The 14503-nt window shown below is 72.5% G+C and carries 10 protein-coding genes; 2 read left to right on the top strand and 8 right to left on the bottom strand.

All coding sequences use genetic code 11. The annotated features are described in order from the left end of the window. Positions 1–20: 20 nt before the first annotated feature. The 4 genes from WME83_RS32415 to WME83_RS32400 all read right to left on the bottom strand — a co-directional run bounded on the left by WME83_RS32415 (position 21) and on the right by WME83_RS32400 (position 4950). The gene (locus WME83_RS32415; RefSeq protein ID WP_437313578.1) at positions 21–2336 is read right to left on the bottom strand and encodes a hypothetical protein; all 2316 of its coding nucleotides are present in this window, start codon (positions 2334–2336) and stop codon (positions 21–23) included. Positions 2337–2360: 24 nt separating this feature from the next. Beyond that, entirely contained in the window at positions 2361–3020 is a 660-nt protein-coding gene (locus tag WME83_RS32410; protein ID WP_437313577.1) for a class I SAM-dependent methyltransferase, read from the bottom strand. Next, entirely contained in the window at positions 3013–3831 is an 819-nt protein-coding gene (locus WME83_RS32405) for a class I SAM-dependent methyltransferase (protein ID WP_437313576.1), read from the bottom strand. Before WME83_RS32405 ends, WME83_RS32410 begins: the two co-directional genes overlap by 8 nt. Positions 3832–4542: 711 nt before the next feature. Next, positions 4543–4950: a nuclear transport factor 2 family protein gene (locus WME83_RS32400; RefSeq protein ID WP_437313575.1), complete on the bottom strand. Its 408-nt coding sequence runs from the start codon at positions 4948–4950 to the stop codon at positions 4543–4545. Between the two features lie 146 nt (positions 4951–5096). Here WME83_RS32400 and WME83_RS32395 point away from each other — a divergent pair, with 146 nt between their 5' ends. Further along, positions 5097–5366 (top strand): helix-turn-helix transcriptional regulator, encoded by a 270-nt coding sequence (locus WME83_RS32395; RefSeq protein WP_437313574.1) that lies wholly within the window; start codon positions 5097–5099, stop codon positions 5364–5366. A 533-nt stretch (positions 5367–5899) separates the two neighbouring features. Then, the gene (locus tag WME83_RS32390) at positions 5900–6661 is read left to right on the top strand and encodes a trypsin-like serine protease (RefSeq protein ID WP_437313573.1); all 762 of its coding nucleotides are present in this window, start codon (positions 5900–5902) and stop codon (positions 6659–6661) included. A 187-nt stretch (positions 6662–6848) separates the two neighbouring features. Here WME83_RS32390 and WME83_RS32385 read toward each other — a convergent pair whose 3' ends face one another. From WME83_RS32385 to WME83_RS32370, 4 genes are all read right to left on the bottom strand, one after another. Then, positions 6849–9023 carry an OmpA family protein gene (locus WME83_RS32385; RefSeq protein ID WP_437313572.1) on the bottom strand — a complete coding sequence of 725 codons (2175 nt, stop codon included), beginning with the start codon at positions 9021–9023 and terminating at the stop codon, positions 6849–6851. A gap of 198 nt (positions 9024–9221) precedes the next feature. Further along, positions 9222–9500: a hypothetical protein gene (locus WME83_RS32380; RefSeq protein WP_437313571.1), complete on the bottom strand. Its 279-nt coding sequence runs from the start codon at positions 9498–9500 to the stop codon at positions 9222–9224. Positions 9501–9651: 151 nt separating this feature from the next. Further along, entirely contained in the window at positions 9652–10587 is a 936-nt protein-coding gene (locus WME83_RS32375) for a fumarylacetoacetate hydrolase family protein (RefSeq protein WP_437313570.1), read from the bottom strand. 131 nt (positions 10588–10718) lie between these two features. Beyond that, on the bottom strand, positions 10719–14405 hold the full coding sequence (locus WME83_RS32370) for a hypothetical protein (RefSeq protein WP_437313569.1): 3687 nt from the start codon (positions 14403–14405) through the stop codon (positions 10719–10721). Between the last annotated feature and the right edge of the window lie 98 nt (positions 14406–14503).

The raw sequence follows: 14503 nt of genomic DNA, 5'->3' as shown, positions 1-14503 counted from the left end.
TCATGAGTCGAGCCGCCATCCTAGCACCCTCGCCGCGGCGGGAGGGGCGCCGGTCGCGGCGAAAGCGGCCGCCGGAGGCGCGGGGCCCCGAGCGCGAGGGCGGCGGCGCACGCGAGCGCGAGCATGGGCACGTAAAGCCGCGGCAGCGCCGCCACCGCCTCCAGGTGGTGCCGGCCAGGGCCGACGCGCACCGCGAAGAAGCCCGGGGCGACGCGCCGCGGGACCAGCTCGGCGCCGCCGTCGCGCACGCGCCAGCCGCGGTACGCCGTGGCGCGGAAGACGACGTCGACCGGCGCCTCGGCGTCGACGATCGCCTCGTACGCGCCCGGCTCGCGCGGCGCCTCGCGCACGCTGGCGCGGGACGCGTCGCAGCCGTCGTCGGCCGCGGCCAGGCGCTCGAGCGGGCCGCGGGTCGCCTCCAGCGCCACGAGCTCGCCGGGCGCGTCGAGCACGGTGCGCGGCTGCGCCAGGTGCTCGAAGAGCGCCGTGAGCAGGTCGGCCTCGCGGCCGCGCCACACCTCGCGCACGCACCCGAGCCCGACGGTGTCCGTGCCGCCCACCCGCCGCGACAGCTCGACCTGCCCGCGCCTGTCCACGAGCGCCCACGCCTCGGGCGGACCCGGCCGCTGCGCGGTCAGGTGGATGAGCGTGCGGACGCCGAGCGCCTCCGCGCGCGCGGCGCTCCCGGGGCGCTCGGGCGCCAGCTTGAGAAAGGCGGCCATGTGGACGCCGACGTGCGCGCCCGCGCCGGTCGAGAACGCCATCGGGACCGCGCTGCGGAGATCGGCGGCGTGCACCATGGAGCAGGCCGCGAACGTGTCCTCGGCGCCGTAGCTCGCGCGGCCATGAGGCGCCTCGGCGAGCCAGCGGGCGATGAGATCGGGATCGAAGCCCTCGACGTGCGGCCGGCAGCCGCGCGACGCGATGAGCGAGGCCTGGTTCTCCGCGAGGACGTGGAGCTCGGCCGCGCGGGCGGGGACCTCGAGCGCCGCGACGACCGCGAGCGCGGCGGGCAGGAGCGCGGCGAGCGCGGCCGGGAGGAGCGCGGCGAGCGCGGGGCGCGCGGCGAGCGCGGGGCGCGCGGCGAGCGCGGGGCGCGCGGCGAGCGCGGCGCCGATGCGCGCGAGCGCCGTGGTCGCGAGGTCGAGCGCGGCGACGATGGTCGCGGCCGCGACGAGCGGCAGGAGGGCGAGGGCGCGCATCGGCTGGAACACGGAGAGCAGCGCGCGGCCGAGCGGGCCGGCGGAGGCGATCCAGCCGCCGCTCATCGAGAGGAGCAGCGCGGCGGCCGACGCCGCGAGGAGGGCCCGCGACGCCGGGGCGCGGAGGCGCGTCGCGTGCAGGAGGCAGGCGGCGATCCACGCCGAGCCGATCACCGGGGCGTGGTCGTAGTCGAGCAGGTCGCCCTCGAGCGTCCACGGCAGCACGCGCTCGGGCCCGAAGCCGATGAGCCGCCACCCGAGGCCGGCGGGCCAGCCGAAGGGCACGGCCATCGACGCGATGCCGGGGCCGTAGAGCGCGGCCGCGACAAGGCCGCCGCCCGCGAGCGAGCGGAGCACCCGCGCGCACAGCGGCCGATCCCAGGCGGCGATCGCGGCGGCGGCGAGGACGGCGGCGCTCACCGTGAAGACCTGCGGGTGCGTCGCCGCGCAGGCCGCGGCGAGCGCCGGCCCGAGCTCGAAGCGGGCGGGGCGGATCACCGCGGCGGCCCAGGCGACGACGAGGGGGATGACCAGGATCTGCGAGAGCAGCCCGAGGAGGAAGAACGACGGCCACCCGCCGGCGAACTGCACGTACGGCGCGACCCACGCGAGCGCCACCGCGCCGGCGGCGGCCGACGCGGGGCGCGCGCCGGCCGCGCGGGCCGCGGCGAGGGCGACCAGCGGGGCGCCGACGAAGGCGGCGAGGCCGAGCCCCTTCGCCGCGACCACCGGCGCGACGCCGAGGCGGATCAGCGCCGCCGTGAGCAGCCAGCCGACCGGCGGGTAGTGCAGCGCGACCGGGAAGCCGCCGTTGTTCGTGTCGATCCACCCGTGCGGCAGGCCGCTCGTCGCGATGTCGTAGGCGATGGCGAGGTGCGAGCTCGCGTCCTTCCACAGCGCGGCGCCGGGCCCGGCGAGCGCGCGCGCGTCGCGCAGCGCGGGCAGGAGCGCGGCCGCCACCGCCGCGGCGGCGGCGAGCCAGGCGAGGCGCGGCGCGGGCGAGGCGGGCGCGGGCGCGGCGGGCGCGGGCGCGGGCGCGGGCGAGGCGGGCGTGGCGGATGCCGAGGCCGCGTCGGCGCGGAGCTCGGCCAGCCGGAGGACCAGGACGCCGAGCGCGATCAGGAGGAGGAGCATGGATAGAGCTCGCCGGCGCCCGCGTCAGCCCGGGGCGCGCCGCCAGGTCCCGAGGAGCGACCAGCCCGTGAGCGTCCGCCGCACCGACACGAGCCGCATCCGCTCCCCGACGTCGAGCGCCGCGAGGCGGCGCGCGTCGAACTTGCTCGGGTGGATGTGCTTGCGCGAGAAGCCGTCGCGGCGCGCGATCCACTCGAGCACCGTGGCCTCGAGGAGCGGCAGCGTGGACAGCCGGCCGTAGTTCGGGGTCGTGAGCAGCAGGGTGCCGCCCGGCGCGAGGCGCGCCGAGAGCCCGCGCGCCCAGCGCGACGGATCGAGGGTGTGCTCGACGACCTCCTTCGCGAGGACGACGTCGAACGGGCCGTCGAAGCCGCCGCCCGTCGGCAGCTCGTAGGGCCCCGGGCAGACGGCGAAGCGCGCCGCGCGCGCCGGGTAGAGGCGCCGGCACGCCTCGATGGCGCGCGCGTCGAGATCGCAGCCGTAGAGCTCGGTCGCGGGCGGAGCGCCGGGGATCTCGCCTTCGAGGCCGCAGCCGACGAGGAGCACGCGCGGCCGCGGGCCGCGCGCGGCGATGGCGCGCGCGAGGGGGCGGGTGAGCGCGCCGTGGTAGAGCGACCACGGGAACCGCTCGCGGCGCCGGTGGTTCGAGAAGTAGTCGCCGGGCGGCGCCGCCGGGTCAGCCATCGGGCCGCGCCCGCGCCACGAGCAGGTACTCGGCGGCCGCGTCGCCGCCCGGGGCGAGGCGCCCGACCGCGTTGACCACGGCGCGCGCCAGGTCGGCGGTGAGCGGGCGGAGCGCTGGCATCGCGATCCACCGGCCGGTGAGCTTGCGCATCACGTAGCCGAGCAGGCTCGGGTACAGCATGACGTCGAACGCCCACGAGGTCGGCCTGCCCGCGATGGGGCGCGTCTCCGTGAGGTCGAAGCCCGCGCGCGCGAGGTGATCGCGCCAGCCCGCCTCGTCGTAGAGGTGGACGTGCGAAAAGACCCGGTCGAGCGCGTCGCCGTACGCCCGCGAGAGGCCGACCAGGCCCACGGCGCGCATCGCCTCGGGCAGCGCGAGGTGGAACGTCCAGTCGGGCGTGGGCACGATGAGCACGAGCCGCGCGCCGGGCTTGAGCGCGCGCCGGATGTTCACGAGGGCCCCGTGGAGATCGGGCACGTGCTCGAGGCTGCAGTTGGCGATGGCGCTGCCGAAGAACGCCTCGGGCAGGTGGACGCTGACGATGTTGCCGCAGATGAGCGTCCGGTACGACGCGGTCCGCTGCGCGCGCTGCACCTCGGTCGGGTTGATGTCGATGCCCCACGCCTGCTTGTGCGGGTAGGCGAGGCGGGCGAACAGGCCGTCGCCGCAGCCGACGTCGAGCAGCGGCTCCGGCAGGTCGAGCTCGCGCACGGCGCGCAGCCGCACGCACTCGCGGATGGCGAGCGCCGCGGGCGCGAAGGCGTAGTAGGCGAAGAAGTCCTCCGCGTCGAGCGGCCACTCTCGGTCCATGGGAGCGTTCTTCACCCGTGGCGGCGCGCGGGGCGCCGGCGCGCGCGGAGCGCTTTCGTGGGGTGCGGCTCGTCGGTCGCTGCGGCGAGCGCGGTGAGCGCTCCGGGCGCGGGGGGCGGCAGGGGCATGCGCGCCATCCTATCATCGGCGCGGCGCTTCCCGAGCGCGGCGGGCGCCTGATGCTGTCGGCGGAGCCGATGCGCGGCGTCCCGCGGCTCCGGCGTGCGACTGCTCCTGGCTCGGAGAGGGCAGGCGGCGCGCTCCTGTCGAGCAAGCTCGACGTTATGGCCCGGCTCGAACACTTCGACCTGTCGCGCGTGGCCCTCCTCTTCGGGCCGCTTCGCTTGCGCGCCGCTTCGCTGGCGCGACGCTTGTCGGCCATCCTGGAAAAAGACACTATATCAATCGTTTGTCTATGCGTCGAAGGGGCCGCCTTCACGCCACAGCCTGCGGGGATTGAGCCCGTCGCGTTCATCCAGTCGCCCGCTCTTCATCAGCTCCGCCATGTCTCTCTTGATGCACACAGAGCCTGGTGTACACGGCGGGAGCCGACGCCTTCGGCTCAAGCGTCACGACAACGCTTCAGCTCTGCCGCCGGCTACCACCCGCCATGGCGCGCGAGCGGACGATGCGGCTCATGGCCAGCGTCCCTTCGCTCACTAGAGGTTTCCGCCCCGCTTTTCCAGCGCGATCCGGTTCCCTGCTTAGCCGTCACCGTTGGCCGTCGACGAGAACGATTTTTGCGTACAACGTGTCGTGATACTCCTTTACGGCGACAATCTTCCCGTCTTTGAACGTGATCACGGAATGATAAAGGTTGTCGTAGTTGCGGCCATCCGCCGTCACCGCGTGACCAGCCAATTCCACAGCGACGCGGTCGTCTTCCGCGACCAAGCCGGTGGGAACGAGGTTCAGTCCTCTTGGAAAAATTGCGCCGACGGCGTTCATCGCCTCAATAAATTCGGACTTATTCTTGACGCCGGAAAATGGAAGATGTTCGCCCCCGGCGCTCCACCAGGCAACGTCGTCATGGATCATCGCGAATGCGCCGGCCAGGTCATTCTTGCTAACTTTTGCGAAGAACTCTTCAACAAGACGCTTATTCGTTTGATTCGTCATGTTATTTCCCTTTCGAGTGGCCGACGCCAAGCAGGCGTCGCCATTGTTCTTGCAAGTGAGAATCGAGCAGTGGGGCGATCGCGTCCGATCCGCACATCGGCGTCGCGCTGCGGTGTATTCACCGCGACCCGGCGTCCTCGATCGTCGTGGGCGAGCTCGCGCGCGCGGCCGGGATGTCGCGCACTGCGTTCGCGGCGCGCTTCAAGGCGCTGGTGGGGAGACCGGCGTACGACTACGCGATCGCGTGGCGCATGAGCCTGGCGCGGGACGCGTTGGTCCGTGATCCGGCGCGCTCCATCGGCCAGATCGCGTTCGACCTCGGGTACAAGTCCGAGAGCGCGTTCAGCACCGCCTTTCGTCGCGAGGTGGGGATGGCGCCGCGCGCCTATCGGGCGGCCGCGTGGATGCGCGCCTGACGCACGGAACGAGGCCAGATCAGCATCGATCCTGCGTAGCCGAATCGTGCTCGCCGCTTCAGGGTCGTCCGCCGCTGCTGAGCGGTCCTTTGTCCGGGTCGCTCGCGCAGATTCGGCGCACGCTCGACTTCACGCAGGACTTCACCCCGGTGAGGTCCAAGGCTGCGTTCACGCTCGCGCTGTCGGACCGTTCGGCGTTCGTGCCGTAGGCTGTGGAATATTGGAGGACCGCTTCGATCGAGGTTCGCCGCGTACGCCCTCGACCCCGCCTGTTGCGCTGCCGAGGGCGGCTCCGGTGTGGCCGAGCGGGGCGCCTCCACCGCCGCGTCGCCCGCGGTGACGGGCCCGCGGCATCAGCGGTCCCACCGTAACGAGGAGATTGACTTTCGGATCGCGTTTGGATTTCCTAGCCCCTGAGTCTTCCGGGTGCGCGATCGCGCGTAGTTGCGCGTACTTACTTGGGCCGGAACTGCAGTCGCTCCGCTCCGTAGACACGAACGCGAGCGCGCTCTACTCTGCTCCGTGAGGGACCCATGCGTGAGCGAAATCGTTCGTGGTGCGTTTTGATTGCGAGCGCGAGCCTCGCGCTCGGCTGTGGCAGTGAAGCGCTCGAGCCCGAGATCGAGGACGTCGAGAGCGACGAATCGGCGATCATTGCCTCGGCGTCGGCCCGGGCGCGAGAAGGGACGCAGATCCTACGCGGGCTCGTGCGCGTGCAGCACTCCGGCGGCTCGTGCTCGGGTGTGTTGTATCGGAACAACTGGGTTTTGACGGCGCAGCACTGCACGGGAGGCTCGGTACAGGTGACGCTCGCGGACGTGACGCAGACCGCCGTGCAGAAGGTGAACGCCGGAAACAACATCGGTATGCTCCGCGTTCCTGCGAACTTCGTCGTTCGCGACGGGACCACGCCGTACTCCAACACGAACCTCCTTTCCTCGGCGTCGGCATCGACGCTGCCGGGTACGGCCGTGCGCTGCTACGGGCGCGGCGACACGTATTACGTCGACGGCGGTCCGGACACCGACGGCGGTGGGCTCTGGCGGTACGCGTCGCTCTCGATCGCTCGGGCGAACTCAGAATTTTACACGATCGTCCCGAACTCGCTCGGACAGATCACGGCGCCGGGAGACTCTGGCGGCCCATGCTACAAGGTGAACGGTGACTCGTACGTTCTCACCGGCATCGTCGAGGGCGGGCGTTTCTGCTTGGTGGGCGGAGAGTACCACATTTGCGAATCGGACCACAACCTGGTCTCGACTGTGCGGAACACGATCAACAGCGTGAGTGAGTAACGGCTGAACGAGCCGTTCCGGAAGATCGCGCAGGCCGAGGTCGGCGGCGCCCGCGCGGCGCCGTACGTGATGCCGTACGTGATGGAGGACGACGACCGCTTCACACGCGACGTCTCCGTCGTCGGTCTCGACAGCGCGCTCGGGCTCCCCGTCGGCCGCGCGGTCTCCCCAAATCGTCCTCCGGCGCTCACCGACCTTCGATGACCAGATCGCGGAGCGTGTCGTCGAGCTCGGCGCGCGCCATGGCCGCGTCCTCGACGCGCTGGGTGATCTTCGCGCCGATCTCCTCCGACTGTCGGGCCACCTCGGCGAGCCGGTCGAGCAAGGTTTGGCGGAGCTTGCCGGCCTGGGGCGTGCGCTCGATGGTCCTCAGGCTCTCGCGCAGCTCGGCGGCGCGGTCGATCAGCTCGGCGCGCTTCCGCCGCAGGGGGTCGAGCTCGTCGTTCGCCGCGTCGAGCGCGCGCCGGAGCGCGAGCGCGCGGTCCAGCCTCGCGCGGAGCTCGGCCGGGAGGCTCGAGCCCTTCAGGTACAGCGAGAGCCGCTCGCTGTCGGCCTGGACGAGCGGGATCTCGCGCTGGGACAGCCGCGTCTCCTCGACCACGACCTTCTGGGGCGCGCCGGGCGCGAGCTTCTTCTCGACGAGGCAGGCGTGCGGCGTCGCGTCCGTGCACCCGGGGAGGCCCAGCGGCTCGAACCCGGACGCCCTCGCGTGGCGGATGAGCAAGGTCTCCGGCACGTCCCGGCCGGGCCTCACGTCGTAGACCGTCACGCGCCGGTACCGATCCTCCACGCGCAGCGCGCCGCGGGACAGCGACACGACCCGCACCGGCACCTCCGTGGTCATGCTCGTCGCGCGCACCTCGGTCGAGCTGTCGATGGCGTACGGGATCGTCGCGCTCTGCCCGGGCAGAAGGCGCGTGAGCACGCCCTCGCCCACGAACGTCCCGCCGGAGAAGATCGACACGGATCCCGGCTGGAGGCCGAGCGCGCTCCGGTTCTCGATCTGCGCTGCGCGGAAGGGGTGGGTCGCGCTCGCGGGCGCCGCGGGATCGGGGCGGAACAGGAGGACGTCCTCGCCCGCGACCGGGCGGTTGATGAGCGTGATCAGCGCCGACGACTTCTTCGGGAGCGTCACCGGGTTCGCGATCGCGTACCGGAAGGCCCCGGCCACGGCGTCCACGCTCGCCGCGCCCTCCGGCAGCTTCGCCATCGCCTCGGGCGTGACGGCCGGCGCCTCGCGCCCCGGGCTGGGGACGTGCGCCTGTCCGACGTCCGCAGCGCGCAGCGAGACGCGGCGGTTGCGCTGCCGGTTTTCCTCGGTGTCGTTGGCGGCGAGGGGCATCTCGGCGCCGTGCGAGCGCGTCACGAGCTCGGCCGTGACCCCGAGCTGGAGGAGCGCCGCGCGCACGGCCGCGGCGCGCCGGGCCGCGAGATCCGCCGCGCCGGCCTCGTCGGCCGACGCGTGCCCCTCGACCTCGAACGCGCGGATGTGCGGGACGCCCTTGATCGTGCGCGCGATCTCCCCGATGAGCGGCCTCGCGCGCGGCGGGATGACGTCCGAGCCCCTGTCGAAGGGCACGGCGGTCAGGATCTGGATCTCGCTGCTGCCGACGGCGCGGACCGACTTCGGGCAGCCGTGATGGCCGGGCAGCGGGCTCGCCGAGCCGGGCTCGCGCGGGCAGGCGTCCTCGTGGTCGAACACGCCGTCGCGGTCGGCGTCGGGCCCGGGCGAGCTCTCCGCGAGCACGGGGGCGAGCGCGCCGCCCTCGCCGTCGTAGACGCCCTTCAGCTCCGGTCTGTCGAGCATCGCCGGCGTGCGCAGGTTCGAGGCGTAGGAGAGCGGCGCGCCGGTCGCGAGGGTCACGTTCACCTCGCTCCAGTCCTCGTCGCCGATGTTGCTGATGAGCGCCCAGGCCTGGAGGAGCGCCCGCTTCTCCTTCTGCCCCTTGGCCGGCAGGATCACCCGGTAGGTCGCCTTCCAGGCGGCGGTCGGCACCGCATACGCGATCGACACGGGCCTCTTCGCGGCCGGCGAGAAGACGAGCTCGACCTCGGCGGGATCCTCGGGCCCGCTCGCCTGCCCGGAGCGCGGCAGGAGCGCGCTCACGGTGGAGGGGGTGTCGTTCGGCCCGAGGTCCTGCTCGACGACCACCATGCTCTTCAGCACGTCGTCGACCTCGCGCTCCCGGAAGCGGAGTGAGAGCCGCTCGCCCGACATGACGCCGGTGCGCTCGAAGTAGCCGAGGCCGTTCTGGTACAGGACGACGTGCCGCAGGCGGAGATCGGGCGACGGCCCTTTCGCCAGCGGTCCGGCGCACGCGGTGAGGGCAAGCGAGAGCGCCGTGAGGAAGGCGTGCTTCATGGGGGCGAGCTTTCCGTGAAGAAGGAGGTGGAGGCGCGGGTGCGGCGGCAGTGTACCCGACGCGGATCGACGGCAGGCGGTGGAGCACGACGGCGGCGCGGCGGCTCCTGGTCTCGAACAGCTCGGGTGCTTCTGCGAGGCCTCCGCGGGCGAGGCTCAGGTTGGAAGATCGCGCGTTCGGGGAGGCGCTCGTCGCCTTCAGGGCGAGATCGGTGGCTCGAGCGTGCCACCCTCGTCTTCCGCTCGGCCGCGGATGTACTTGGATGCAAACTGACAAGCCAGCTCCACAGCGTGGAGCGGATCCGCACCGGCGAGCGGGCGATCGAACGCGATCTCCGCTCCCCACACGATCGTGACGTTGATGCCCCAAGGCGCGGGATCCTCGGCGTCGCGCACCTGCCTGACATCGAACAGCCGCACGGTGATATCCCGAGGTGCGTCGCCCTTGAATTGATACCTTAGCTCGATCATGCTCATCTGCGCTTTCTGTCGCATTCGCGACTGCAAGCGGCGGTTTGTTGGTGACCTCCGACAGGCAGTTTTTTGTTTCCCTTGGCCGCTGGCGGCCGGCATCTTCATGGCCGAGGTCGATATCCCCGGCCTGCCCGAGCCCTCCCTCGCCGGCTGATCATTTCTGCCGCACCACGCGGTTGCGCAGGACGCCGATCTTCTCGACCTCCAGCTCGACCACGTCGCCATCCTTGAGATAGCGCCCGTGCTCCAGGCCGCAGCCGTCGCCGACCGTGCCGGAGCCGAAGAACTCGCCAGGATGGACGGTCTCGTCCGCCGAGACGCGCGCCAGGAGATCCTCGAATTTGTGGTGGATCGTGCTGGAGTTGCTGTCACACCAGGTCTCGCCGTTCACCCGTGCCTGCATCCGCAAGTTATAAGGATCGCCGATCTCATCGGTCGTGACAAGGAACGGCCCCATGCTGTTGCCGGTGTCGAAATCCTTGCCTTTGCAAGGGCCGAGCATGCTCCGCATCTCGATGCTCTGCGCATCGCGGGCAGAGAAATCGTTGAAGACGGTGAAGCCGAAGATGTGGTCGCGCGCCTCCGACGGCTGGATGTCCTTGCCCTTCTTGCCGAGGAAGAAGCCGAGCTCCAGCTCGAAATCCATCACCTGGCTGTAGCGCGGCCAGATCACGTCGCCGTCAGGACCGATCACCGAGAAGCGATTGGATTTGTAATAGATCGGCATCCGATACCAGGCCGGCGCGACCTTGACCATCCCCAGCTTGACCAGCCATGGACCGAGCACGGGGTGGCGCATCCTGGCGATCTGCTCCATCGCCTGCTGCACATGCTTCTCGAACAGCATGCTGTCGCGGATCTGCTCCGGCACCGGCACCGGTGCATGCAGCGCGGCCTCCGACAAAGGCACGCGGATCTCGGCCTTGGCATGCAGGTCGCGCACCCGCGCCATTGCCGCCTCGCCCCCCTTGAGGATCGACAGCATCTCCGGGAAGGCATCGCCCAGATCGACGATCACCGCCCCATCGCTGGTGAGGACGCCCGGGCGCATGGTCCCGCGCGCCGGATGGCTGAACGTGCAGAATTTCATCTGAGCTCTCGCTTGTCGTGCGCTTCGATGACGGCGACGGCGCGGGTCCAGCCGGCGGAAGCGCCGCGGATCTCGTGCGGAGAGCAGGAGACGGTGGCGCCGAGAGACGGCAGGGCCGCCGTCCTGGCCTCTCAGATCGAGTTGCCCGAGACCCCCGCGGTGCCCGGGAACCCCACCGAGGTGCCGCCGGCGCCCCCCGAGCCGTGCGCGAGGACGTTGCCCCCGAACGTCACCGAGCTGCTGCCGACGCGGTAAAGGCCGTACGAGACGCCGCCCGCGCCGCCGCCGCCGTACCCACCCTGGCCGCCGTTGCCGCCGTTGCCGCCGCGGCCGCCGGCGCCGACCTCGCTGGTGCACACCGTCCCGCCGTTGCCGCCGTTGCCGCCGGCGCCGCCGGCGCCGCCGACGCCTCCCGCGCCGCCGTTGCCGCCGTTGCCGCTGGAGATCTGGTTGGCGATGAGCTGGAATCCGTTCGAGTTCACGAGGAACAGCCCGAACGAGCCGCCGCCCCCGTTGCCCCCGAGGCCTCCGAGGCCGCCGCAGCCCCCGGCCCCGCCGCCGCCGCCGCCGTTGCCGGCGCCGTCGTTCGCGATGATGCCGCCCTGCCCGCCGCCGCCGCCCCCGCCGCCGGCCCCGTTGCCGTGCACACCCGTTCCGCCGGTGTTGCCCGCCCTCGCCCGCCAGAGGTTGCCGGTGACCGCCCCGCCGTTGCCGCCGGTGCCGTTCAGCCCGGCCCCGCCGTTCTGGCCGTTCTGGCCGTTCGCGCCCGGCTGCCCGGCCGAGTCGCTTCCCGCCCCGCCCCCATTCCCGCCGAGCGACCCGCCCACGCCGTTCTGACCGCCGCTGCCCGGGTTTGCCCCCTCGGGGCCCCCGTTGCCCCCATTGCCGCCGGCGCGCCCGCAGGCCGACGTCCCCCCCGCGCCGCCGGTGCGCGTGCCCGGGTTGTCGCAGCTGCCCGCCCCGCCGGTCGACCCGTTGCCGCCCGCCTCGCCGACCACCCCGCTGCCGCCCGCCGCGCCCGGCGCCCCGTTGCCGGCCTCCAGCCTGCTGTTCTTCAGCGTCACCGCCGTGCAGTTGACGCACCGCATGGCGTAGTTCGAGGTCCCCGCCGACGACAGCCCCAGGTCCAAGGTCATGATCGTCAGCCGATCGATCGTCGTGGGCGCGTTGATGTTCGTCCCCTCGACCGCCGCGGCGTAGCCGCCCTCCGTGCTCCCCGAGCGCAGGGTGGCGATCGACGTGGCCGAGCGCGCCCAGCCGAGCGCCCGGTTGTAGCCGCCGTAGAGCGACACGCCGCTCGTGAGGGTGACCCGGCCGTTGTACGTCCCCTGCGAGATGTAGACCTGCGTCTTCCCCCGCAGCACCGCCTCGTTGATGCCCCCCATGACCGTGAGCTTCGGCTGCGCCATCGTGCCCGGGGTGGTGCTGGCGTCGCTCCCGTCCGTGGCGACGAAGATCGCCTGGCTCGCGTCGCCGTCGATGCCGTCGCAGTTCGCGTCGACGAACGCGTCGTCCGGCAGGTCCACGTCGCTCAGGAACGTGCACGCGTACTCGCAGCCGTTCGCGAGCGACCCGTCGACGTTGTAGTAGCCCGGCAGGCAGCCCTCGAAGGTGCACGCCCCCGCGCCGCACCCGACCGCCGCGTTCGGGATCGCCGCGGCGCAGTTCATCCCGCAGGCGCCGCAGTTCGCCGGATCCGTCGCGGTGCTGATCTCGCACCCGTCGGCGTCGATGCCGTTGCAGCTCGCGTACCCCGCGTTGCAGGCGATGAGGTCGCAGGTCCCCGCGACGCACGCCTCGGCGGCGTTCGCGAGCTCGCACGCCGCGCCGCAGGCGCCGCAGTGCGCGGCGCTCGTGCGCGTGTCGGCCTCGCAGCCGTTCGCCGCCTGGCCGTCGCAGTTGGCGAAGCCGGCCTCGCAGGCGCCGAGCACGCAGCTGCCGGCGAGGCACGACTCGGCGGCGTGCGCGAGGTCGCACGCCAGGTTGCAGCCGCCGCAGTTCGCGAGATCGCTCGCCGTGTGGACCTCGCAGCCGTCCAGGGCGCTCGCGTTGCAGTTGGCGAACCCCGGTGCGCACGCGCCGAGGACGCACGTCCCGCCGAGGCACGACTCGGCGGCGTTCGCGAGCTCGCACGCCACGCCGCAGGCGCCGCAGTGCGCGGCGCTGCTGTTGAGGTTGACCTCGCAGCCGTTCGCCGCTTCGCCGTCGCAGTCGGCGTACCCCGCGGCGCAGGCGCCGAGCACGCAGCTGCCGTCGACGCACGACTCGGTGGCGTTCGGGAGGTTGCACGTCGCGCCGCAGGCGCCGCAGTGCGCGCTGCTGGTGCTCGTGTTGACCTCGCAGCCGTTCGCCGGGTTGTCGTCGCAGTTGGCATACCCCGCCTCGCAGGCGCCGAGCACGCAGCTGCCGGCGAGGCACGACTCGGCGGCGTGCGGGAGCGAGCAGGCGATGTTGCAGCCGCCGCAGTTCGCGAGGCTCGTGCCGGTGTTGACCTCGCAGCCGTTCGCCGGGTCGTTGTCGCAGTTGGCGAAGCCTCTGTCGCAGGCGCCCATCACGCAGACGCCCGAGAGGCAGGCCTCGGCCGCGCCCGGGTAGCTGCACGAGGCGCCGCAGGCGCCGCAGTTCGCGAGGCTCGCCCCGAGGTTCGCCTCGCAGCCGTTCGTCAGGTCTCCGTCGCAGTCGGCGTAGCCGTCGTCGCACGCCCCGAACTCGCACGCGCCGGCCACGCACGCCTCGCTCGCGTGGGCGAAGTCGCAGGCGACGTTGCAGCCGCCGCAGTGGGGCGCGCTGGTCAGGAGGTCGGTCTCGCAGCCGGTCAGCGGGTCGAGATCGCAGTCGGCGTGGTCCTCCGCGCACCCCATGATGTTGCAGTTGCCGCCGTTGCAGAACGCCGTGGTGTGCTCCTTGAGGCAGCTCGTCCCGCACGCCCCGCACGACCCCACGTCGGTCAGCAGGTTGGTCTCGCAGCCGTTCGTGGGGTTGCCGTCGCAGTCGGCGAAGTTGCTGGTGCACGACGAGACCGTGCAGACCCCCTCGATGCAGCCGGTGGTCCCGTTCGGGGAGACGCACAGCTGGTCGCACGCGCCGCAGTGGCCCGCGCTGGTCAGGAGGTCGGTCTCGCAGCCGTTGTCCGGCTCGTCGTCGCACGCCGCGGTCCCGACCGGACAGCTGCCCGACCGCCCGATGACGGGCACCACCACGTCGGGCGCGGCCGCGCTGCCGATCTCCGCCTCCACGGTCACCCGATCGGCGGGCAGCGGCCCGGCGACGCCCCTCGAGGTGAACGTCACCTCGAAATAGAGCGCGCCGCCCGGCGCGCTCTCGGCGGGCAGCGTCTCGGCGGCGCGGATCCACGCGCCCGGGCTCGCCGGATCGGGCTCGTAGCGCACCGGCTCGACGGCGAAGTCGGCGCTGGGGATGCCGGCCTCGGTGAAGACGACGTCCTTCCCGGTCTGGTTCTCGACGCGGAACATGCGTGTCCGCTGCCGGCCGGCCGGCACCGACTCGAAGTCGAGGACCTCGGGGCTCGCGCAGGCGCCGGTCGGCCCTCCGTCGTTGAGCACGCAGAGCTCGAGCTTCCCGCTCCAGGTCCCGCCCGTGCCGCCGCTGCCGCCGTCTCCGCCGCTGCCGCCCGCGCCGCCGAGGCCTCCGCTGCCGCCCGCGCTGCCGGTCCCGGTCGGCCCCGTCGGGACCTCCGAGCTCCCCGCGCAGCCGGTTGCGGCGAGCGAGGCGACCAAAGCGAGCACGGGGACGAGCGGCGCCACCCGGACGAACTGCGTGGCGAGGTTCGGACGCAGAAAATTCCTATCGCGCGCCATAAGGCCAGTGGAGCTCAGAGGCCTTACGCTGTCTACAGATCTCGCGGCCGCCGGAACGAGACCTGGCGCGGTGGCCGAATGGGCCCTCCCCATGGATG

Origin of the sequence: Sorangium sp. So ce385 (assembly GCF_051474135.1) — a bacterium.
Taxonomy (GTDB): Bacteria; Myxococcota_A; Polyangia; order Polyangiales; family Polyangiaceae; genus Sorangium; species Sorangium cellulosum_D.
The sequence above is the reverse complement of the archived record's forward strand: the minus strand, read 5'-3'. Positions and strand labels throughout refer to the sequence as shown.

Bases quoted from the DNA above. Each gene is read 5' to 3' on its own strand.
- WME83_RS32405 (WP_437313576.1), bottom strand. From the start codon at position 3,831: ATGGACCGAGAGTGGCCGCTCGACGCGGAGGACTTCTTCGCCTACTAC.
- WME83_RS32385 (WP_437313572.1), bottom strand. From the start codon at position 9,023: ATGAAGCACGCCTTCCTCACGGCGCTCTCGCTTGCCCTCACCGCGTGC.
- WME83_RS32375 (WP_437313570.1), bottom strand. From the start codon at position 10,587: ATGAAATTCTGCACGTTCAGCCATCCGGCGCGCGGGACCATGCGCCCG.
- WME83_RS32400 (WP_437313575.1), bottom strand. From the start codon at position 4,950: ATGACGAATCAAACGAATAAGCGTCTTGTTGAAGAGTTCTTCGCAAAA.
- WME83_RS32415 (WP_437313578.1), bottom strand. From the start codon at position 2,336: ATGCTCCTCCTCCTGATCGCGCTCGGCGTCCTGGTCCTCCGGCTGGCC.
- WME83_RS32370 (WP_437313569.1), bottom strand. From the start codon at position 14,405: ATGGCGCGCGATAGGAATTTTCTGCGTCCGAACCTCGCCACGCAGTTC.
- WME83_RS32410 (WP_437313577.1), bottom strand. From the start codon at position 3,020: ATGGCTGACCCGGCGGCGCCGCCCGGCGACTACTTCTCGAACCACCGG.
- WME83_RS32380 (WP_437313571.1), bottom strand. From the start codon at position 9,500: ATGAGCATGATCGAGCTAAGGTATCAATTCAAGGGCGACGCACCTCGG.
- WME83_RS32390 (WP_437313573.1), top strand. From the start codon at position 5,900: ATGCGTGAGCGAAATCGTTCGTGGTGCGTTTTGATTGCGAGCGCGAGC.